Source organism: Cellulomonas sp. KRMCY2, from assembly GCF_000526515.1.
Classification (GTDB): Bacteria; Actinomycetota; Actinomycetes; order Actinomycetales; family Cellulomonadaceae; genus Actinotalea.
In genome coordinates this window covers 2,526,556-2,546,454 of the sequence record NZ_JAGF01000001.1, presented here as the reverse complement: position 1 = coordinate 2,546,454, position 19,899 = coordinate 2,526,556, and the positions used below count along the sequence as shown (strand labels likewise).

Genomic DNA, 19,899 nt, shown 5'->3' with positions numbered 1-19,899 from the left:
CATCTCGTCCGGCGGGCGTCTCCTTGTGTCTGGGCGCGGCGCCACCCCTCGGCGTCGGCCCCGTCGACACTCCCGAGGAGACTGCTTGTGCGAGCGACCCTGATGTACGGCGCCGGTGACGTGCGCGTGGAGGACGTGCCCGACCCGGTGCTGCGCCGGCCGACCGACGCGATCGTGCGCGTGCTCGTCTCGTGCGTCTGCGGCAGCGACCTGTGGCCCTACGCGTCGATGGCCCCCGTCGAGCACGGAAGCCGGATGGGGCACGAGTTCCTCGGCGTCGTCGAGGACATCGGCGCCGACGTGACCACGCTGAAGCGCGGCGACGTCGTCGTCGCGCCCTTCGTGTGGTCGGACAACACCTGCGACTTCTGCCGGGCCGGCCTTCAGACCTCGTGCCGGCACGGCGGCCACTGGGGTGCGGGCGACGTCGACGGCGGCCAGGGCGAGGCCGTCCGCGTCCCGCAGGCCGACGGCACCCTCGTCAAGGTCCCGGTGGGCGAGGACTCCGAGCTCCTGCCGGCGCTGCTGACCCTCTCCGACGTGATGTGCACCGGCCATCACGCCGCTGTCACCGCCGGCGTCGACGCCAGGACCACCGTCACCGTCATCGGGGACGGCGCCGTCGGTCTGTCCGCGGTGATCGCCGCGAAGCGCTTGGGCGCCGAGCGCATCATCCTGATGGGCCGCCACGAGGGTCGAACCGCCCTCGGCCGGGACCTCGGCGCTACCGACGTGGTGGCCGAGCGCGGCGACGAGGGCGTGGCGCGCGTGCGGGACCTCACCGGCGGGGACGGCACGCACGCGGTCCTCGAGTGCGTCGGCACCCGCGCCGCGGTCGAGACGGCGATCGGTGTCACCCGCGACGGGGGCGTCATCGGCCGCGTCGGCGCACCGCAGTACACCGACGTCCCGATGGACTTCGGCACCCTCATGCGCAACATCACCCTGACCGGTGGGGTCGCGCCGGCGCGCGCGTACATCGAGGACCTCCTTCCGGACGTCCTGGACGGGACGATCCAGCCCGGGCGGGTCTTCGACCGCACCGTCACCCTGGACGACGTGGCCGCCGGGTACCAGTCGATGGCCGACCGGCGAGCGCTCAAGGTCCTCATCCGCCGCTGAGCCGCGTCCGACGCGTTCTCCGTGACACCCGTGCCCGGACACCCTGGGAGAACGCACTGTGGAGGGAGTCACTGAGATGACGAGCTGGACCAAGGACGAGCTGACCCGGATCGGGAACGCCGAGGAGCTGCAGATCGCCTCGACCCGACCGGACGGGACCCTGCGCCCGTACGTGACGATCTGGGTCGCCGGCGCCGGGGACGACCTGTACGTGCGGTCCGCCTACGGCTCGACGAACCCCTGGTTCGTCCGGGCCCAGGCCAGCGGCACCGGCCGCATCCGCGCCGGGGGCATCGAGCGCGACGTCGTGTTCGACGAACCCACCTCCGGCGCACACACCGCTGTCGACGCCGCCTACCACGCGAAGTACGACCGGTACGGACCGGGCATCGTCGGCAGCGTCGTCGGCCCCAAGGTCCATGACGTGACGATCCGCCTCCTGCCGCGCGACAGCTGATCCGGGGTCGCCGTCGGCCACGGCCACACTCCGAGAAGACGGGCCGGCCTACCCGCGGAGCAGGCTCTGCCGGCAAGCCAGTGTCCAGCCGGCGGCGATCCCGGAGAGTCCGGCGGGGACGCCGAGCAGCAACGCCGGCGCCATGAGATCCGCCATGAACCCTGCCGCCGCGCTGCCGCCGGCGATGGCGACGAGGTTCGTGCTCACCAGCAGGGCGTAGGCGCGGCCGACGACACCACGGCGCGTCACGTCGTCGATCAGTGCCGAGAGCACGATGGCAACCGGCCCGGCGGCCATCCCGGAGACGAACAGGACCACCACGAGCACGACCGTCGACGGCACTGCCACGACAGCTGTCGCATAGGCGCCCCCGGACCCCACGAGGCCCAGGACCAGGTGGAGGGGGCGCCGTCCACGCCATCGCCACGACCCGTAGGCCAGGGCCCCGCACACCTCGCCCACCGCGATCGCGGCGAACAGGACCCCGGAGAGAGCCGGCGTTCCCCTGTCCGTCATGACGGCCGGGAGAGCCACGACCACAGCGCCGAAGCCGACGCCGGTCATGGCGGTCACGGCCAGCACGACCCGCAGCCCCCGAGTGAGGACATCCCCCGGCCCAGCGAGGCGCCCCCGGAGAGAGGCAGGGTGGTCCGAGCGAGCGGCCCGCACGTACATCCCCGCCGCAACGCCTACGAGCACCGCGGCGACCAGTCCCCCGAGGGCGGGTCCGGCCACCACGACGCACACGCTCACGAGCAGCGGACCGACGGCGATGGCCGCCTGGAAGGCCACCGACAGCAACGCATAGGACGCGGTCCGATCATGCTCGGAAACCAGGGCGCTCGGCAGCCAGGACCGGACGGCGGCGGTGACGGCGGGGACGGTGCCACCCGCGACGACCACGGAGACGAGCAGGACGCCCGATGGTGCGCCGGCCGAGCCCGCGACGACGAAGACCAGGATGGCCGACGCGCAGACGGCTCCCGCGACACCGACCACAGCCCCACCGCCCGCGCGGTCCAGGAGGCGGCCCTGCAGGGCGATCCCGGCCGCGTTGCCGAGACTGAAGAGTCCGCTGGCGACTCCGGCCAGGGCGAAGGAGCCGGTCCACTCGCGCACGCAGAGCACGACGGTCAGCGACATCATGCCCAGGGTGACGGCGCTGACGAAGACCGCGCCGAGCCGGACCGGGACACCCGGTGTGCGCACCAGGGTGAGGTAGGGGTGGGTCATGGGCGCGCCTCTCTGGACGAGCCCACCCACCCGGGAGCCGAACTCCCAACGACGCCGCACCGGATCGGCGGCGTGCACACGATCACCCCAGGCTAGCGTGCGCCCGACCCGGCGCGACGGGAGCCAACCGGCAGCGCCCTCCGGGAGACGGGCAGGGTCGACGCCGGTCTCCAGGGGTGCCCGCCCCGCGAGTCGTCGTGGACCCCGGTGCTACTTGAGCGCGCCCGCCGCCATGCCGCGCTCGAACTGCTTCTGCATCGCGATGTAGGCGACGATCGTCGGGATCGCCGTGACCACCGCCGCCGCAAGGATCTTCGGGGTGTCGTCGTTGTACTGGCGGCGGAAGAACTCCGGCAGCAGCGTGACGACGCCCATGTTGTCGTTGATGAGGAACACCTTGGGCAAGAGGTACGAGTTCCACGCGTTGATCAGCACGAGGATGATGATGGCCGTCGCCATCGGCCGGGCCAGCGGCACGAGGATCGACCAGAAGAACCGCCAGGTGTTCGCCCCGTCGAGGCGGGCGGCCTCGAACAGCGTGTCGGGGATGCCGTCCATGTACCCGCGGGTGAGCAGGATGGTGAACGGCACCTGGAGTGCGGCGATCGGCAGGATCACCGACCAGAACGTGCCCATCATCCCGAGCCGCACCGCAGTGGCGTACAGCGGAGCGATCAGGACGACCTCCGGCAGCGTCAGCGCTGCCATCATCATCCAGAAGAAGACCTCCTTGTGCCGGATCCGCAGCTTCGAGAAGCCGAAGGCGCCGGCCATCGTCGCCAGGTAGATGATGACGATGGAGCCGCCCGCGACGATCGCCGAGTTGCGGAAGAAGGTCAGGAAGCCCGGCACCTCGAGCACGGCCAGGTAGTTGCCCCACCCGCGTCCCTCGAGCGAGCGCGACACCATGGTGACGAGCGGGATGAGGAACGGGATCACCGCGATGGTGACGAGCACCTGGAGCACGATCTGGGACCAGCGGGTCCGCGTCTCAAACATCGTTCGCCACCCTCACCTTCGGCTTGCGGACGCCCGTCGGGCTCTTCTCGCGGGAGCGCAGCTGGATCGCGATCGACGTCCCGATCGCCAGCACGAGCAGGACGATCGACAGCGCCGCCGCGTACCCGAGGTTGCGCGACGAGCCGGCCGTCTCCGCGTAGATCATCGTGCCGAGGAACTCCGACGAGTGGGCGGGGCCGCCTTGGGTCAGCAGCCACGGCCCGTCGAAGAGCTTCAGCGCGGTCATGAAGTTGAGGATGCCGAGCGAGATCGTCACCGAGCGGACGCTCGGCAGCACGATCGACGTGAGGAGGCGGACGTTGCCCGCGCCGTCGATCCGTGCGGCCTCGATGATCTCCGGGTCGATCTGCCCCATCGCCGCGAAGTACAGGATGAAGCCGAACCCGATCGCACCCCAGCACCCCGCCATGATGATGACCAGCAGCGACGTGGTGGACTGCCCGATCCAGCCCTGCGTCCACGCGTCCAGGCCGATGGCTCGCAGGATGGTGTTGAAGGTGCCGTTGGTCTGCCAGACCTCGATGTGGGCCGGCGCCATCGTGGCCGGGGCCACGACGACCGGCACGATGATGATGATCTTGTAGATGTTCGCCAGGTAGACCTTCGAGTGCATCGCCGCCGCGAAGGAGATCCCACCGATCACCTGGACGGTGAAGATCACGACGAAGTAGACGAGCGTGTTCCGGATGGCGATCCAGAACACCGGGTCCGAGAAGACCTCGAGGTAGTTGACCAGGCCGACCGCGGTCATCGGCTGTCGGCCGCCCGGCCAGTCGAAGAAGGACAGGTAGCCCGAGTAGATGATGCTGTAGTAGATCAGGCCTACGGACAAGATGAAGCCGGGGAGGATCCACTTCAGACCACCCGGGACGAGGTGGGCGGCCCCTGGACGGAGCCACCCACCTCCCTTCGCACCCGGGGTGGAATTCAGTGAACCGGCCGACCTTTCGAGGATCGCCATCAGTTACGAACTCCAGTCCTGTCGGGTGGACTACTCGACGCCCACGGTGCTCGGGACCGACGACTCCTGCAGCTGGGCAGCGATGTCCTCGATCGAGATGTCGATCGTCGGGTCGAGGACTTGCTGGATGGCCAGGACGATGGCGTCCAGCGTGTCTTCGGTGGTCTGCCACTGGCGGGACTGGGTCGTGGCGTTGCTGGCCTCGATCAGCTGCTCGATGGCAGGTTGCTGCACCTCCTGGTCCACCAGGGCGATGGTCTCCCAGTTCGGGGCCACGCCGCCGAGCGAGGGCAGCAGGTCGAGCGCGTTCGCGACATTCTGCTGACCGGCCTCCGACATCGTCATCCACTGGATGAAGGTCTTCGCCGGGCCGATGTTCGCCGAGTCGGCATTGATCGCGAGGCCGTAGTCCGCCTCACCGAAGTACTCGGAGCCGTTGCCGCGGCCTGCGACGTCCGGGAACTCGGCGGGCAGCTGGACGAAGCACTCGGGGTTGCTGACGCCGGCGCTCTCCATCGCGGCGAGGCAGGACTCGGCGCCTGAGTACTGGGTGTACCAGAAGCCCATCTGCACCATCGCGGCCTCGCCCTTCATGAACTCCTCGTTCGCCAGCGGGTACTGCCCGGCGTCGAGGACGTTGTCGGCGATGATCCCGTCGTCCCTCATGCTCTTGATGATCTCGAGGGTCTCGATGCCCTCCGGGTCATCCCACCGGGCGTCGCCGACAGCCGCCTTGAGGAAGAACTCGGGGTCGACGGAGTTGGCGATCGAGTGGAACATCTCGGTCGGGAACGTGTCCTCGCCGCCGGCGCCGACCGCGAAGCACTTCTTCCCGATGGCCGTGATCTTCTCGCAGGCCGCGAGCCACGAGTCGTAGTCGGTCGGCACCTCGGCGCCGGCCTCGTCGAAGATGTCCTGGTTGACCCAGACGAAGCCCGCGGCCATGCCGCCGAGCGGCAGCGAGACCACGCGGCCCTCGGAGTCGCTCAGCTGGCGCACGTAGTCGGCGCCGAACTTCGACTCCCAGTCGGCACCGAGAACCTCCTCGGCGAACGGCGCGAGGTCGAGCGCGTACGGGCCCCACGTGTCGGGAGAGCCGCCCGCCGGCGAGAGGTCGAAGACGTCCGGGCCCTCACCGGAGTCGAGCGCCGGGGCGAGGGCGTTGCGGAAGTCGACGTTCTCGAAGTTCTTGTAGGTGACCGTGATGTCCGGGTACTCCTTGTTGAACTCGGCGATGTAGCGCTCGGCCACCGGGGTGTCCGGCGTCCAGCCCCACCAGCTGACCTCGCCGGACTCGGCGGCAGGGGCCTCGTCGCCGCCATCGCCGCCGCCGCTGCTGCTACATGCCGCCAGCGCCAGGGAGGCAGCCGCGACCGCGGCGACCGCCGCTGCCCTGCGGGTTCGCAACGCTCCCATTCCCAGGTGGGTCATGGGGTTCCCTCTCTCGAGTGGGCCCACGTCGTCGTTGGGGCCAGTGAGAGAAAAAGTAGCAGCGATGTAGTCAAACTCCAAGGGCCTTCGGTTGATCGAGACACAAAAGTTACACTGTGCGCAGCCGATGGGCACGGCCGGCATCCGGCTGCGCGAGGGCTCGGCCAGCTCCGCCCGCGGTGCCCCCGGTCGGCCGCCGACGCTTTGCCGCCGTGACTCGGTGCGGCGCGCCTCGGTGGCGTACCGGTCGACGCCGAGCAGGCAACGTTGTGATCACGCGGCCTTCATGATGCACGGCGGCGCTCGCTCGGCATGATTCACTTGACCTGTGTCATGGAACATGCAGAACTCAGGGGACTTGAGCGGCACTTTGGGGCTGCTTCGAGACGGGAACCCGCACACGCGGGCGGAACTCGCCCAGATCACCGGCCAGGCCCGGTCGACGGTTGCCGCGCGCGTGGAGCAGCTCCTCGAGTCCGGACTCATCACGCCGACCGGCGACGCGGTCTCGACCGGCGGTCGACCGCCCGCGACGTTCGCCTTCAGTCCGGGCGCCCGCATCGTCGCCGCTGTGGACCTCGGCGCCACGCACGCGCGGATCGCCATCACCGACCTCGCCTCGAAGGCCATCGCCGAGCATCTCGAGACCATCGTGATCGGTGACGGACCGGAGCTGGTGCTCGCCCGGGCTGCCGCGATGACCGTCGAGCTGATCGAGCGGAGCGGACGCACGATGTCCGAGCTGGTCGGGGTCGGCGTCGGGCTGCCGGGTCCGGTCGACTTCAGCACGGGCCGGCCGATGAACCCGCCGATCATGCCGGGGTGGGACGGCGCGGACGTCGTCGGCCAGCTCAGCCCGCTGCTCGGCGGCGCCCCCGTCCTGGTCGACAACGACGTCAACCTGATGGCGCTGGGCGAGCACCAGTCGGACTTCCCCACTGTCGACCACCTGCTCTTCGTCAAGGTCGCGACGGGGATCGGCGCGGGCGTGATCAGCGACGGCGCCATCCGGCGTGGTGCTCAGGGAGCCGCCGGCGACCTGGGCCACGTCGCGGTACCCGGGGGGCGGGAGGTGATCTGCCGCTGCGGCAACGTCGGATGCCTGGAGGCACTCGCCAGCGGTCGCGCGATCGCCGCCAAGCTCACGGCGGCAGGCCTGCCGGCCGCGTCGGGCGCCGACGTCATCGCCCTGGTCCGGGCCGGCGACGTCCGGGCGTCCAGCGCGGTGCGTGAGGCGGGCCGCGATCTCGGGCGGGTGCTGGCTACCTGCGTGAGCATGCTGAACCCGTCCGTGATCGTGATCGGCGGGCGGATGGCGGAGGCCGGCGAGCACCTGCTGGCGGGAATCCGCGAGGTGGTCTACGGGCGGTCGCTCCCGCTCGCCACGCAGCACCTGAGCATCGTCACCAGTCGCACCAAGGGCCGTGCCGGCATCGTCGGCGCGAGCACCATGGTCATCGACCACGTCCTGTCCAGGGACGGCCTCGAAGCGCTCCTGTAGCCGCTGCCGGGCGGCCGCTCCCGACTTCCCCTCTGACGACTGTCTCATCTGCCTACCCGGACTTGCACTTCGCGCACTGGCCTGTCAGTCTTCTGACGGCGATCGACAGATGTCCAGCGGCACTCGTGAGGCGGACCCGACGGAGTCACGCTCGCGCGCGGCCGGCTCGGGCCTCGTCGATCCCGAACGCTCCGGCGTCGTGATCCACGATCGACGGAGGGCACCCACGACAGCCGACAGCAGAGCCACGCCAAGGAGAAGACCCGATGCAGAACCCGATCCCCCTCACAGGCCTCATCCAGATCGCCGTGGTCGTCGGCGACATCGAGCGCGCCCTCGACGCGTGGTGTGAGCTGTTCGACGCTCCCCGACCGGACGTCCGGGTCACCGATGCGACACCGAACCCGAGCGAGACGTACCGCGGAAGCACGGCCGCCTACGGGCTGAAGCTCGCGGTGATCGACTGCAAGGAGCGCGGCTTCATCGTCGAGCTGCACGAGCCCGACGAGAACCCCTCCACCTTCAGGGAGTTCCTCGACCAGCACGGCAACGGCGTGCACCACATCGGCTTCCAGGTGGGCGAGGCCCGTGATGCAGTGATCGGCGAGCTCGAGGGACTGGGCTACGTGATGCGCACGATCGGCATGTACCCGGGCGGCAGCTGGACGATCGTGGACGGCGAGGCCGGCCTCGGCGTGAACCTCAACATCAAGCCGCACATGTAGGGCATCGGCCTGCGGGCAGCGCCTATGCGTGCCCCCGGTCGAGACCGGCCACCCGGTAGATCGCATCGATCGTCGTCATGTTCGCGACGAAGTCCACCGACTCCGTCGGAAGCGGCTCCCCGCTGAGGATGCCCTTCACCACGGCGTCCAGCTGGTGGTCGTAGGTCTCGGCCCCTCCGATGGTGAGCGTGCGCCGCACGCCGTCGGTCGTGATGCGCACGCTGTGCCCGTTGTGCGGCAGGACGGGGTTGTCCACCTCGAGCCGCCCGCGGGTCCCCACGGCGACCAGCGATGCGCAGAACGTCTCCTTCTCCGCCATGCTCGCCAGAACCCTCGCCTCGACACCCGAAGGGAATCGCAGGCCGGCCTCGACCGTCTCGTCGGCACCCATCGCGTTCGGGGTGCAGGAGGCCTCGACGACCTCGGGCTCCTCGCCGGCGAAGAACCGCACCCAGTGCACCGGGTAGCAGCCGAGGTCCATCAGAGCGCCGCCCCCGAGCGCCGGATCGTGCCGGATCGACGTCCGGTCGAACGGGATCGCCACCGTGAAGGCGGCGTCGAGCGAGCGGAGCCGGCCGAGCTCACCGGACTCCCGGACCCCCAGCAGGTACTCGCTCAACGGGTGGTACCGATCGTGGAACGCCTCGATGAGCCGCCGGCCCGTGCGCAAGGCCACGCTCGCCATCGCCCCGGCCTCGGCGGCACTCATCGCGATCGGCTTCTCGCACAGGACGTGCTTGCCGCTCTCCAGCGCCGCGATCGACCACCGTGCGTGCTCCGACGGCGGCAAGGCGTTGTACACGAGGTCGATCGAGTCGTCGTCCAGGAGCGCCTGGTAGCTGCCGTAGGCCACCGGTATCGCGTTCGCCCGGCCATACGCGACGGCCGACTGCTCGCTGCGTGACGCGACGGCCGCGATCACGACGTCGTCACGCCGGCCCGCCGGCCGGATGATCGCCTGCGGAGCGATCCCCGCGGCACCCAGCACCCCGATCCGCAGCACTGGCACTCCTCTCACAGACCTCGATGTGGCAGCTCGGTCACGGCGCCGTCGCCCGGCATCCGACGTCCGGCACGCGACGTCCGAGGTCGCTCAGAACACGCTGTACCCGCCGTCGATCGTGAGCACAGACCCGGTCATGAAGCTCGACGCGTCGCTCGCGAGGAAGACGACGGCAGGACCGAGCTCGTGGGGTTCGCCCGCGCGGCGCTGGGGTGTGTCCTCGATCCAGTAGCGCTGGAACCGCGGTTCGTCGATCGGTGACATGTCCGTCCGCATGTACCCGGGTGCGATCGCGTTGACCCGCACGTTCACCGGTGCCCACTCGGCCGCGAGGCTCCGGGTCAGGTGATGCACGGCAGCCTTCGACGCGTTGTACGCGGGCTGCCACTGCGGCCGGTTGACGATCGACGCGGACATCGAACCCACGTTCACGATCGAGCCGCCACCCTGCTCGATCATGTGCCGACCGAACACCTGGCTCGTCACCCACACCGCGTCGAGGTTGACATCCATGACAGCGCGCCAGTCGGCGTCGGTGACCTCGACCGCCGGCTTGTGGATGCACGTCCCGGCGTTGTTGATCAGCACGTCGGCACGGCCGAAGACCGCCACGGTCCGGGCGAGGATCCGCTCGACGTCGTCCCGGCGGGTCACATCGGCGATCACCGTCGTAGCGCCCACGCCGAGCGAGGCGATCTCCGCCTCGACCTCGGCTGCCGCCACCGCGTCGCGCCCGACGACGACGACGTTCGCGCCCGCCTCGGCCAGGGCGCGGGCGAACGCCCGGCCCAGTCCGCGGGTCGCGCCGGTGACCACGGCGGTCCTGCCGGCGAGGCTGAAGCTGTCGAGAACGGACGTGCCCTGCTGCGGTCGCCGGCTCACGGCAGCTCGATCGGGTACGCCACGTAGGCGATCCTGCGGCTGTCCGGGGACCAGCTGGGGACGTTGATCGTCCCCTGCCCACCGAACAGGTGCACCAGGTCGCGGGCCGTCGTGCCGTTCTCGATCAGCCGAAGGATGACGTCCCGATCGGCCGGGTGGCCGAGCGTGCCGCTCGGGAAGCTGATGTAGGCGATCCGGTTCCCGTCCGGGGAGACGTGCGGGAACCAGTTGACCCGCTCGTCCTCGGTGAGCTGCTCGACCCTCGCCCCGTCCAGGGACACCCGGAACAGCTGGGCGTGACCCGGGAGGGCCGAGCCCCGCTCGGAGTTGAAGTAGATCCACTCGCCGTCAGGGCTGAACTCCGAGCCGTCGTCCGCGTAGGAGTCGTCCGTCAGCTGCGCGTCCTCGCCGCCCGCGGCCGGGATCGTGTAGACGTTGGTGGTCGCCGTCCCGTCGGGGTTCTCCACGAGCCCGATGTACGCCAGCGTCGCGCCGTCGGGCGAGATCCCGTGCAGGAAGTAGTGGAACTCGGGCCCGTGGTCGTTCGAGACGCGCGTCGGCCGCCCGGTCGCGATGTCCACCGCGTACAGGTGCCCGTCGTCGGCGGACACGTACACCGTGCGCCCGTCCGGGCTGAGCACGTGGTCGTTGTTGATCGGCGGGATGCCGCCGAGCGGGATCTCCTCCGGCTCGCCGCGGCCGGAGGCCGGGACCCGGAACAGGAGGCCGTCGCCGTTGACCACGAGCGACCCGCCGTCCGGCGTCCAGTTCGGTGCCTCGAAGAGGAGCGTCGACGAGGAGTGCACGAGCTCGCGCTCACCGGTGGTGACGTCGATCACGTGAAGCTCCGCCCGCTGGCCGGGGCGCAAGGTGCGTGGGGGCATGTCTCTACTCCTGGTTGCTGAAAGCGGCGTCGAACGACTGGGCCGGTTGTTCCCAGAGCTTGGATCGGACGAAGGCGACCGCCTCCTGTGCACCGTGCAGCCGGTCCATGCCGGCGTCCTCCCACTCCACCGAGATCGGGCCCGCATAGCCGATCGAGCTCAGGGCACGGAACGCGTCCTCCCACGGCACGTCACCGTGCCCGGTGGACACGAAGTCCCAGCCTCGGTGGGGGTCACCCCAGGCGAGGTGGGAGCCGAGCACACCCGCCCGACCGTTGGCCGGGCGCAGGCGGGTGTCCTTGCAGTCGACGTGGTAGATGCGGTCGGCGAAATCGACGATGAACCCGACCGGGTCGATCCCCTGCCACATCATGTGGCTCGGGTCCCAGTTCAGACCGAACGCCGCACGGTGGTCGATCGCCTCGAGCGCGCGAACGGTGCTCCAGTAGTCGTAGGCGATCTCGCTCGGGTGCACCTCGTGCGCGAACCGCACCCCCTCGCCGTCGAACACGTCGAGGATCGGGTTCCACCGGTCGGCGAAGTCCTGGTACCCCGCGTCGATCACCGCGGCGGGGACGGGCGGGAACATCGCGACGTAGGGCCAGATCTTCGAACCCGTGAAGCCCACCACCGTCTCGACGCCCAGCATCCGCGCGACCCTGGCGGTGAGCTTCAGCTCCTGGGCCGCGCGCTGCCGCACGCCCTCGGCGTCGCCGTCCCCCCACACCCGGGAGCCGACGATCGCCTCGTGCCGGAAGTCGATCGGGTCGTCGCAGACCGCCTGGCCCTTGAGGTGGTTCGAGATCGCCCACACCTTCAGGCCGTGCCGGTCGAGGATGTCGAGACGGCCCTGCAGGTAGCCGGGGTCCTGCGCCGCGCGCCAGACGTCGAGGTGCTCGCCCGAGCAGGCGATCTCCAGACCGTCGTACCCCCAAGCACTCGCGTACGCGGCGACCTGCTCGAGGGTCAGGTCGGCCCACTGGCCGGTGAAGAGCGTCACCGGCCGGGTGGCGCGGGTACGGGTGTCTGCCATGGCTCCTCCGATCTTCCGGTTCAGGCTCTGCTGCCGTGGGCGGTCAGGTAGGCGAGGCTGTCGCGCAGCGCGTCGAAGACGTCGCCGGCGAAGTCGTCGAGCTCGACCACGCGCAGCGCCCGGGGCGCAGCGGCCATGATCGCCAGGACGTCCAGGCTGCCCGAGCCGACGGCGACCTGGTCGCTCATCACCTGCGTGCCAGGTCCGTCCTTCACGTGCAGGAGGCCCACCCGGTCGCCGAGGCGCCCGAGCAGCTCGACCGCCCCCTCGCCGCCGACCTCCGCCCAGTAGGTGTCGATCTCCAGCACGACCGCGTCATCCAGGTTCTCGGCAAGCACCTCGAGGGCCGAGGTACCGCCGATCCGGCTCTCCAGCTCCCACCAGTGGTTGTGGTAGCCGACGACGAGTCCGCGATCGGCGGCCTTCTCGGCGATCTCGTTGAGGGCACGCGCGGTGCCCACCACGTCGTCCAGCTCCGCCCAGCGGTCCGCCGCCACCATGGGCTGGATCACGGTCCGCATCCCGATCGTCAGCGCTGCGTCGAAGACCTTGCCGGCGTCCTCGCCGATGAGCATCGCGTGACCCGAGGGGGCCGCGAGCCCGCGCTCGCCCAGCAGGTCGGCGTAGGCGTCCGCCCGATCGACGAAGTCGAACAGCTCGACGGCCCGGAAGCCGAGGTCCGCGAGGCGCGACAGCGCCGCGCCGCGATCCTCGGCCAGCGCGTGCCTGATCGTGTAGAGCTGGACCGAGAGGTCAGAGCCGGACATCTTGTCTCCTCGTCGAGCGAAGCCGCACCGCGGTCACCACCTCGTCGTCCTACCTGGAGGTCTCCACCCAGGACCGTGCAGCCGCCGACGCCAGGACGGCCTCGGTGAGCTCCGCCGCACGCAGGCCGTCCTCGAAGCGGGGCATCCCCTCGGGCGCCTCACCCGCGACCGCAGCGTAGACGTCGGCGACGAACCCGTTGAAGCACTCCTGGTACCCCTGCGGGTGGCCCGCAGGCAGGACCGACAGCCGCTGCGCGTCCTGCGACATGTCGCTCGAACCGCGCTGGACGAGCGTCGTGCTCGCACGGCTGCCGACCCACAGGCTCTCGGGGAGCTCCTGGTCGAATGCCATGGACGTGTCGGCGCCGTCGAGCGAGAACCAGAGCCGGTTCTTGCGTCCGGGCGTGACCTGGCTGACCACCAGCGAGCCGATGGCTCCCTGGTCGGTCTCGAAGACGAGCGTCGCAGCGTCCTCGGTGGCCACCCGCTGCGTCGCTGCCGGGACGCCCGCACCGTTGGCCCGCTCGGGCACGGCGGTGATGAGGCGGGCCGCGAGCGCTGTGATCCGGTGCCCGGTCGCGAACTCCACGAGGTCGCACCAGTGGACCCCGATGTCGGCGAAGGTGCGCGACGCGCCGCCGAGGGTCGGGTCGACGCGCCAGTTCTGGTCCTTGGCGGTCGAGAGCCAGTCCTGAAGGTACGAGCCGTGGATCAGATGGATCGGACCGCTCGCGCCGCTCGCGACGCGCGCCCGCGACTCCCGGACCGTCGGGTAGTACCGGTAGATGAACGGCACGGCTGCGACGACGCCGGCCGCGCGCGCCAGCTCCACGAGCTCGGCGGCGTCCGCCCTGCTCGTGGCGAGCGGCTTCTCGCAGATGACGTGCTTGCCGGCGCCGAGCGCCATCCGGACCAACGGGGCGTGCAGGTGGTTCGGCGTGCAGATGTGCACGACGTCGACATCGGGCGAGGTCACGAGCTCCTCGGCTGACGCGGCACCCCGGGTGGCCCCGAGCTGGCGTGCCAGGTCCTCGACGTCCGTCGCCGACGAGTCGGCGACCGCGGCCAGGGTCCCGCCGGACGCGCGCACCGCCCGCGCGTGGACCTCGCCGATGAAACCGAGCCCGACGATCCCGGACCGCAGCCCGGAGGTCGACCTTCGTCGAGCACCGCCGAACGTCATGGTGGCTGGAGTCGATTCGGGCATGGTTCATCTTTGTACAGTGAGAATGCAAAAGTCAAATGTTGCCCGGCACAACCCCCTGTCGCACGGCAGCTCAGCCCGCACCACCTGCCGGTCCACCGAGGAACGCCGCGAACCATCTGCCGCTGCGCTTGATCGTGCGCTTCTGCGTCGAGTAGTCGACATGCACGAGACCGAACCTGCGGGAGTAGCCCCACGCCCACTCGAAGTTGTCCGCGAGCGTCCAGACGAAGTACCCCTTGAGCGGGATCCCCTTGTGGAGGGCGGCCGCGCAGGCCATCACGTGCTGCTCGAGGTACCGGCGACGGTCCTCGTCCTCGACCTCGCCGTCGACCATCGCGTCCGGATAGGCCGAGCCGTTCTCGGTGATGTACAGCGGAAGGTCCGGCCGGTACGCGTGGGCGAGCTCGAGGACGTCGAGCATGCCCTCCGGGTGGATGGGCCAGCCCATCTGGGTGCGGTCCGCGCCCGTGTCGACGAGCTGCAGACCCTCGCTGCCCGGGTACGTCAGGCCGGCCGCCGCACCCGTCACCGACGAACCGAGCGGCGGAGCGGCGACCGTGTGCCGGCTGTAGTAGTTGATCCCGAGGAAGTCGATCGGCGCGGCGATGTCGGCGGCGTCCGCGGCCGGGTTCCGGTCGAACCACTCCCCTTCGCCGAGGTCGGTGATGACGTCCGGCGGGTAGTGCCCGGCAAGGATCGGCTCAAGGAATATCCGGTTGGTGAGCCCGTCGATCCGTCGGGCCCCGTCCCGGTCCGCCGCGCTGTCGGTCGCCGCCCGCATCGAGTACAGGTTCAGCGTCACGCCGACGGTCGCGTCCGGCTGTGCGGCGCGGATGGCCGGTACCGCGCGCCCGTGCCCCAGCAGCAGGTGGTGGGCTGCGTGGCTCGACAGCGAACCGAGCCGCTTGCCCGGCGCGTGGACGCCGGAGGCGTAGCCGAGGAAGGCCGAGCACCACGGTTCGTTGAGCGTGATCCAGTGCGTGATGACGTCGCCCAGCTCGGTGGCCACGAGACCGGAGTAGTCGCCGAAGCGCTCAGCGGTGTCCCGCTCGAGCCAGCCACCCCGGTCCTCCAGCGCTCCGGGGAGGTCCCAGTGGTAGAGGGTCGCGTACGGCGTGATCCCCCGCTCGAGCAGCGCCTCGGAGAGCTCACGGTAGAAGCCGATGCCCGCGGGGTTCACCGGGCCGGTACCGTCCGCCTGGATCCGCGGCCACGCGATGGAGAAGCGGTAGGCGTTGACGCCGAGGTCCGCCATGATCGCGACGTCCTCGCGGAAGCGGCGGTAGTGGTCGTCGGCGAGGTCGCCGGTGCGACCGTCGGCGATCGCGCCGGGCACGCGCGTGAAGGCGTCCCAGATGCTCGGCCCGCGGCCGTCGACGTCGGTGGCGCCCTCGATCTGGTACGACGCGGTGGCCGTGCCCCAGGCGAAGTCCGCCGGGAAGTCCCTGCGGTCGAAGCTCATGACGCCAGGCCCCCTTCGGGGTCGAGCTCGGTCGCGACGCGAGCGTCGACTCGGACGAGCGGCATGACGACAGTCCTTTCGTCGGGGTGCACCGACCGAAGGCCGGTGCGGGACCTACCGGGCATCGAGCCAGTGCTGCGGTGCGGGGACCAGGGTCTCGAGCTCGTCCCAGAACTCCTGGGCGAGATCGACCCGGGCGGCCTCGAGCAGGCCGTCGAGGCGACGCCTCTTGCTGATCCCGACGACGGTGAGACCCACCCGAGGGTCGCGCAGCGAGAACTGCAGCGCCGCGGTCGGCAGGTCGGTGTCCCAGCGGGAACAGAGCTCGCTCATCCGGACGATCGCGTCCAGGGTCGCCGCCGACGCCGGTCGGTACCCGTACCGGGTCGAGCCGCCCGAAGGATCGGCGAGGATGCCTCCGCCGTAGACCGCGGCGTTGATGACGCCCACCCCGCTCGCGGCGGCCCGTTCGATGAGCTCTCCCGCGCTGCGGTCGACGATCGTCCACCGGCTGTGCACGAGCATCGCCTCGAAGACGCCGAGGTCGAGGTAGCGGGACATCACGTGCACGTCACCGCCGGCGACGCCGATGTGGCCGATCTCGCCCTCGTCCCGGAGCTGCACGAGCGTCTCGACCGCACCCCCGGGTGCCGTCAGGTCGCCGAAGTCGTGGAACTCCGGGTCGTGCAGGTGCACCAGGGGCAGGGTGTCGAGGCCCAGCCGCTCCTTGCTCTCCCGGACCGACTCCCGCACCCGCGCACCGGAGTAGTCCGCGTCGCGCGCATCGACCTTGGTCACGACGAGGAAGTCGTCCGGGAGGCCGCCGGCGCGCGCGATGCCGGCACCGATCCGGCGCTCGCTCTGCCCGTCCGAGTAGCCGTTCGAGGTGTCGATCACCCTGATCGGGCTCGCCAGCACGGCCGTGACGAGGTCGATCGCGTCGTCCTCGGCGACGGCGTAGCCGAAGGCCTCCGGCATGCTGCCCAGCGGCCCCCGCCCACGCACAGGGCCGTGACCCGTAGGCCGGTCGAGCCGAGCAGTCGGGGCCGGTACGCGGCTGCCATCGCCCCTACCGCCCGACCATGACCGCGAAGTCGTTCGCGTCCGCGTACACCGTCCGGCCGGCGACGGTGCCGACCGTCGACAGCTGCGGCAGCGCCGTCGCATCGCCCTCGAGCTCGACGGCGAGAAAGCCGAGCGCGTCGGTGAGCGGCGGTACCGGGAAGACCTCGACGTCGAAGCTGAAGACCTCGATGACCGACCCACCACCCTTGAGGTAGTCGATCCGGAACCCGCGCGGGTCGTCCTGGAAGAACAGCGTGCCGATGTTCTGGAAGCCGAGGGGCCGGTACAGGTCGGCGGTCGCGGCCAGGTCGCGGATGGTGACCCCCACGTGGTCGAAGCGCGGGCGCGACGGCGTCGCCGTCGCGCGCTCGGCCGCGACGGCGTCCCGGTCCACGACGTCGTGGTACTGAAGGTTGCCCTCGACGACCTCCAGCACCGTGCCGTCGGGGTCGAAGAAGAAGGCGATCCGGACGCCGCCGACCGCGTCGACCGGCTCGAGGCGGAACGGAACCCCCGCGAGCCTCAGCTCGGCCACGAGGGGGTCGACCTGCGCCACCTTGAAGCCCACGTGCCGGAAGCCGAGGTGCTGGTCGTCCTCGTGCCAGGTGGACGGCACCGCGCCGTCGACCCGCCGGAGCTCGATCGTCGCGGTCACGAAGTCGAGCACGGCGCCGTCGGCCGTCGCCGCCCCGAGCTGCTGCCCGCCGAGGAGGCGCGCGTAGAAGTCGGCGGATCGGGCGACATCCGAGACATTGATCAGGACGTTGTGGATCGCCATGCTCAGATCGCACTCCCAGCTCGTGTGGTGCTCGGTCAGCCCGTGGTGCCAGGTCCCGCCGCTGGCGCCCTGGCTTTGTAGTGACACTACATACCGATGTCCGCCACCGTCAACACGCCCACCCGGACGCGGCCGCTGCGACCGGTCGTCGGGCGGCGCCCGCCGGTCGCCCGCGGCGCTGTCGTTCAGGAGGCCCAGGGCTGACGCGTGGTGCGCACGGTGGCCCCGACGGCGAGCGACTCGTCCATCGCCAGGGCGAGCATGTGGTCCTGGCACCCCTCCGCGAGGGGGTAGGGCGCCGGGCCCTCGCCGCGGACCCAGGCGCCCATCCGCTCGAGCACGGACGCGACGGCGATCTCGTCGTCGGCGAGCCGGCCGCCCTGCCAGGCGTTGCGGTACACGACGTCGCCCTCGAACGTGATGTGGTCCAGGTCGAAGCCCTCGAAGTTCATGTCGACGCCCAGCTGGCGACGCACGAGGTCGGACTCCAGCACGGTGAGCTCGTCCCGCACGTGCACGACGTGATCGGTCACCAGCTCGCCGAGGCTGCCGCGGACGAGGATGCGGTTGCTGCGGAGCTCGTTGTGCCACTGGTTGTCGGTGAAGTCGTACAGCCCGGTCCGACCGGCACCGAAGTCGAGGTGGGACAGGAGGTTCCACGCCGGCAGCGGCGTGAGGTCCTTGGTCCAGCTGTCCCGGCCGATGGGGCTGACGAGCGGGAACTCGCTGCGGTGCGCCGTCACGGCGGCGTTCTCGAAGCCCACGCCGAGCATCGCGCGCATCAGCGCGATCGCGTGGTACTGGTGCGTCGAGGAGACCTGGACGTTGCTGACCGTGCCGAGGAGCCCGTTCTTGATGAGCTGGATCCGGGCCGCGTGCCCCGGGTACAGCGGGTACTGCTCGGCGACCTGGACGAGTCCCGATCCGCCGACCTGGGACCACAGCTCCAGCAGGCCCGGGACGTCGGCGGCCGGGGGCGTCTCGCTCAGGACGGGGACGTCGGCGGCCACGGCCTCCCTGATCACCCGCGGCGTCGCCGACCACGGCACCGCGGCGACCACGAAGTCAGGCCGGTCGCCAGTGATCGCATCCCTGATGGTGCGCACGGACGGCAGGCCCCACTGCCGCTCGGCCGCCAGGCCCGTCTCGGCCTTCGGGGTCACGACGGACGTCACCTGCAGCCGCTCGGGGAAGGTCCTCGCGAGCCGTAGGTAGAACCCCGCCCGCCAGCCGTTGCCCACCACCGCGTACCGGGCCGGTCCCCCGGCGCCGCCGATGTCGTTCCCAGCACTGCCCACTGCACTCGTCACTGTCGGTCTCTCCCTGTCGTCGTCGTCATTGCTCGATCTGCCCCCGCTCCCGACGGCTGCCGGCCCGTCCGGAGCGGCGGAGGTTCATCCGCGGCGTCGCCTACAGGGTCTCGATCCTGAGATTGCGCCACCGGACTGCCGCGTCGGGCGCCCAGCGGTCCGCGCCCATCGGCTCGTCGTTGTCGTGGACCTCGAGCGCGATGTGCCCGCTCCTGCCGAGCAGTGCCGCGACGGCCGCTCGGTCATAGGTCGGGTGCGAGATCGCACCGGTGTCGACCTCGTAGATCGTGACCCCGTTGACCGAGCTCGTCAGCACGGGGTACGCGCCGACGCAGCGGACGGACATCTCGTTCCAGTCGCCCCATCGCCACGCCCGGAAGAACTCCTCGGCCGGTGCCGCGTACGAGAGCAGGGCCCGCTTCGCGGCCGTGACGGGTTCGAGCGTGGTGGCCGGGTCGTCCTCGACGAGGCCGACGGGCCGGCCGGACTCGTCCCGTGCGACGTCCACGCCGTAGGCGAGGGCGTGGAAGCCGCCGATGCCGTTGCCGTAGAAGCCGCCGATCCCCCCCGACCTGCGGTGGTCGATCAGCACCTGGAACCCCTGGGCGCCCAGGTCGCTGGCCCGTACGAGCACGCCCGTGTCCGCAGGCCAGTCGGGTCGCACCTCGTACGTCAGCCGGAAGTCGTCGTACCGGTCATCCGTGAGCAGGTAGCCACCGAGACCCGAGCCGGCGGGGCTCTGGGTCCCCACGATGGCACCGTCCTGGACCGACCACCCGCCGACGCTGCTCGCCGCCGCCAGGTACTCGGCAGAACCGGGGTCCGGCGCCGGTCCCCCGGGCCAGGCGGCGACGGGCAGCCGCGGCACCGCGTGCCACCCGTCGAGCGTCGTCCCGTCGAAGAGCTCCACGACCCGACCGCGCTCCTGCTGGCTCTCCGACACCTGTTTCCCTCCCGCTCCTGCCGGTGCACCCTGCACCGGGACGGCACCTCCGACCCGCATCACCGGTGCCCGCCCGGGGGCCCGCCGCCCGCAGCACCGGACCTCCGCGCACCTC

At 70.7% G+C, this 19,899-nt stretch carries 19 protein-coding genes; 4 read left to right on the top strand and 15 right to left on the bottom strand.

Going from position 1 to position 19,899, the window contains the following annotated elements; genetic code table 11:
- Positions 1–87 precede the first annotated feature (87 nt).
- A complete protein-coding gene (locus K415_RS0112220; RefSeq protein ID WP_024287327.1) occupies positions 88–1,122 on the top strand; it encodes a zinc-dependent alcohol dehydrogenase family protein in 1,035 nt (344 codons plus the stop codon).
- A gap of 76 nt (positions 1,123–1,198) precedes the next feature.
- Entirely contained in the window at positions 1,199–1,579 is a 381-nt protein-coding gene (locus K415_RS0112215; protein WP_024287326.1) for a DUF2255 family protein, read from the top strand.
- A gap of 48 nt (positions 1,580–1,627) precedes the next feature.
- Here K415_RS0112215 and K415_RS0112210 read toward each other — a convergent pair whose 3' ends face one another.
- From K415_RS0112210 to K415_RS0112195, 4 genes are all read right to left on the bottom strand, one after another.
- Positions 1,628–2,812 carry an MFS transporter gene (locus tag K415_RS0112210; RefSeq protein ID WP_024287325.1) on the bottom strand — a complete coding sequence of 395 codons (1,185 nt, stop codon included), beginning with the start codon at positions 2,810–2,812 and terminating at the stop codon, positions 1,628–1,630.
- Between the two features lie 210 nt (positions 2,813–3,022).
- Positions 3,023–3,811, bottom strand: coding sequence for a carbohydrate ABC transporter permease (locus K415_RS0112205; protein WP_024287324.1), 789 nt, complete (start codon positions 3,809–3,811; stop codon positions 3,023–3,025).
- On the bottom strand, positions 3,804–4,664 hold the full coding sequence (locus K415_RS0112200) for a carbohydrate ABC transporter permease (RefSeq protein WP_231494888.1): 861 nt from the start codon (positions 4,662–4,664) through the stop codon (positions 3,804–3,806). Before K415_RS0112200 ends, K415_RS0112205 begins: the two co-directional genes overlap by 8 nt.
- Before the next feature lie 159 nt (positions 4,665–4,823).
- Positions 4,824–6,224: an ABC transporter substrate-binding protein gene (locus tag K415_RS0112195; protein WP_231494887.1), complete on the bottom strand. Its 1,401-nt coding sequence runs from the start codon at positions 6,222–6,224 to the stop codon at positions 4,824–4,826.
- A 340-nt stretch (positions 6,225–6,564) separates the two neighbouring features.
- Here K415_RS0112195 and K415_RS0112190 point away from each other — a divergent pair, with 340 nt between their 5' ends.
- Positions 6,565–7,725: an ROK family transcriptional regulator gene (locus tag K415_RS0112190; protein ID WP_029663675.1), complete on the top strand. Its 1,161-nt coding sequence runs from the start codon at positions 6,565–6,567 to the stop codon at positions 7,723–7,725.
- Between the two features lie 266 nt (positions 7,726–7,991).
- Positions 7,992–8,450 carry a VOC family protein gene (locus K415_RS0112185; RefSeq protein WP_024287320.1) on the top strand — a complete coding sequence of 153 codons (459 nt, stop codon included), beginning with the start codon at positions 7,992–7,994 and terminating at the stop codon, positions 8,448–8,450.
- Positions 8,451–8,472: 22 nt separating this feature from the next.
- On the opposite strand, the gene K415_RS0112180 is transcribed toward K415_RS0112185, so the two are convergent.
- The 11 genes from K415_RS0112180 to K415_RS0112130 form a co-directional block, all read right to left on the bottom strand.
- Positions 8,473–9,453, bottom strand: a complete 981-nt coding sequence (locus K415_RS0112180; protein WP_024287319.1) for a Gfo/Idh/MocA family protein — start codon at positions 9,451–9,453, stop codon at positions 8,473–8,475.
- A gap of 90 nt (positions 9,454–9,543) precedes the next feature.
- The gene (locus K415_RS0112175) at positions 9,544–10,335 is read right to left on the bottom strand and encodes an SDR family NAD(P)-dependent oxidoreductase (RefSeq protein WP_024287318.1); all 792 of its coding nucleotides are present in this window, start codon (positions 10,333–10,335) and stop codon (positions 9,544–9,546) included.
- Positions 10,332–11,219 carry a PQQ-binding-like beta-propeller repeat protein gene (locus K415_RS0112170; RefSeq protein ID WP_024287317.1) on the bottom strand — a complete coding sequence of 296 codons (888 nt, stop codon included), beginning with the start codon at positions 11,217–11,219 and terminating at the stop codon, positions 10,332–10,334. Before K415_RS0112170 ends, K415_RS0112175 begins: the two co-directional genes overlap by 4 nt.
- A 4-nt stretch (positions 11,220–11,223) precedes the next feature.
- Positions 11,224–12,252 (bottom strand): sugar phosphate isomerase/epimerase, encoded by a 1,029-nt coding sequence (locus K415_RS0112165; RefSeq protein ID WP_024287316.1) that lies wholly within the window; start codon positions 12,250–12,252, stop codon positions 11,224–11,226.
- Between the two features lie 20 nt (positions 12,253–12,272).
- Complete coding sequence (locus tag K415_RS0112160) at positions 12,273–13,019, bottom strand: sugar phosphate isomerase/epimerase (protein WP_024287315.1); 747 nt, start codon at positions 13,017–13,019, stop codon at positions 12,273–12,275.
- Between the two features lie 49 nt (positions 13,020–13,068).
- Complete coding sequence (locus K415_RS0112155; protein WP_231494886.1) at positions 13,069–14,226, bottom strand: Gfo/Idh/MocA family protein; 1,158 nt, start codon at positions 14,224–14,226, stop codon at positions 13,069–13,071.
- Positions 14,227–14,296: 70 nt separating this feature from the next.
- Positions 14,297–15,688: a GH1 family beta-glucosidase gene (locus K415_RS0112150; protein WP_024287313.1), complete on the bottom strand. Its 1,392-nt coding sequence runs from the start codon at positions 15,686–15,688 to the stop codon at positions 14,297–14,299.
- Positions 15,689–15,802: 114 nt separating this feature from the next.
- Positions 15,803–16,666: an aldo/keto reductase gene (locus tag K415_RS21885; RefSeq protein ID WP_231494885.1), complete on the bottom strand. Its 864-nt coding sequence runs from the start codon at positions 16,664–16,666 to the stop codon at positions 15,803–15,805.
- 91 nt (positions 16,667–16,757) lie between these two features.
- Positions 16,758–17,531 carry a VOC family protein gene (locus K415_RS0112140; RefSeq protein WP_024287312.1) on the bottom strand — a complete coding sequence of 258 codons (774 nt, stop codon included), beginning with the start codon at positions 17,529–17,531 and terminating at the stop codon, positions 16,758–16,760.
- 185 nt (positions 17,532–17,716) lie between these two features.
- Complete coding sequence (locus tag K415_RS0112135) at positions 17,717–18,841, bottom strand: Gfo/Idh/MocA family protein (protein WP_231494884.1); 1,125 nt, start codon at positions 18,839–18,841, stop codon at positions 17,717–17,719.
- Between the two features lie 100 nt (positions 18,842–18,941).
- Positions 18,942–19,784 carry a DUF1080 domain-containing protein gene (locus tag K415_RS0112130; protein ID WP_024287310.1) on the bottom strand — a complete coding sequence of 281 codons (843 nt, stop codon included), beginning with the start codon at positions 19,782–19,784 and terminating at the stop codon, positions 18,942–18,944.
- Positions 19,785–19,899 lie beyond the last annotated feature (115 nt).

Coding starts and splice junctions, on each gene's coding strand:
- K415_RS21885 (WP_231494885.1), bottom strand. CDS start 16,666: ATGCCGGAGGCCTTCGGCTACGCCGTCGCCGAGGACGACGCGATCGAC.
- K415_RS0112185 (WP_024287320.1), top strand. CDS start 7,992: ATGCAGAACCCGATCCCCCTCACAGGCCTCATCCAGATCGCCGTGGTC.
- K415_RS0112210 (WP_024287325.1), bottom strand. CDS start 2,812: ATGACCCACCCCTACCTCACCCTGGTGCGCACACCGGGTGTCCCGGTC.
- K415_RS0112165 (WP_024287316.1), bottom strand. CDS start 12,252: ATGGCAGACACCCGTACCCGCGCCACCCGGCCGGTGACGCTCTTCACC.
- K415_RS0112205 (WP_024287324.1), bottom strand. CDS start 3,811: ATGTTTGAGACGCGGACCCGCTGGTCCCAGATCGTGCTCCAGGTGCTC.
- K415_RS0112150 (WP_024287313.1), bottom strand. CDS start 15,688: ATGAGCTTCGACCGCAGGGACTTCCCGGCGGACTTCGCCTGGGGCACG.
- K415_RS0112160 (WP_024287315.1), bottom strand. CDS start 13,019: ATGTCCGGCTCTGACCTCTCGGTCCAGCTCTACACGATCAGGCACGCG.
- K415_RS0112170 (WP_024287317.1), bottom strand. CDS start 11,219: ATGCCCCCACGCACCTTGCGCCCCGGCCAGCGGGCGGAGCTTCACGTG.
- K415_RS0112215 (WP_024287326.1), top strand. CDS start 1,199: ATGACGAGCTGGACCAAGGACGAGCTGACCCGGATCGGGAACGCCGAG.
- K415_RS0112195 (WP_231494887.1), bottom strand. CDS start 6,224: ATGACCCACCTGGGAATGGGAGCGTTGCGAACCCGCAGGGCAGCGGCG.
- K415_RS0112140 (WP_024287312.1), bottom strand. CDS start 17,531: ATGGCGATCCACAACGTCCTGATCAATGTCTCGGATGTCGCCCGATCC.
- K415_RS0112155 (WP_231494886.1), bottom strand. CDS start 14,226: ATGCCCGAATCGACTCCAGCCACCATGACGTTCGGCGGTGCTCGACGA.
- K415_RS0112190 (WP_029663675.1), top strand. CDS start 6,565: ATGCAGAACTCAGGGGACTTGAGCGGCACTTTGGGGCTGCTTCGAGAC.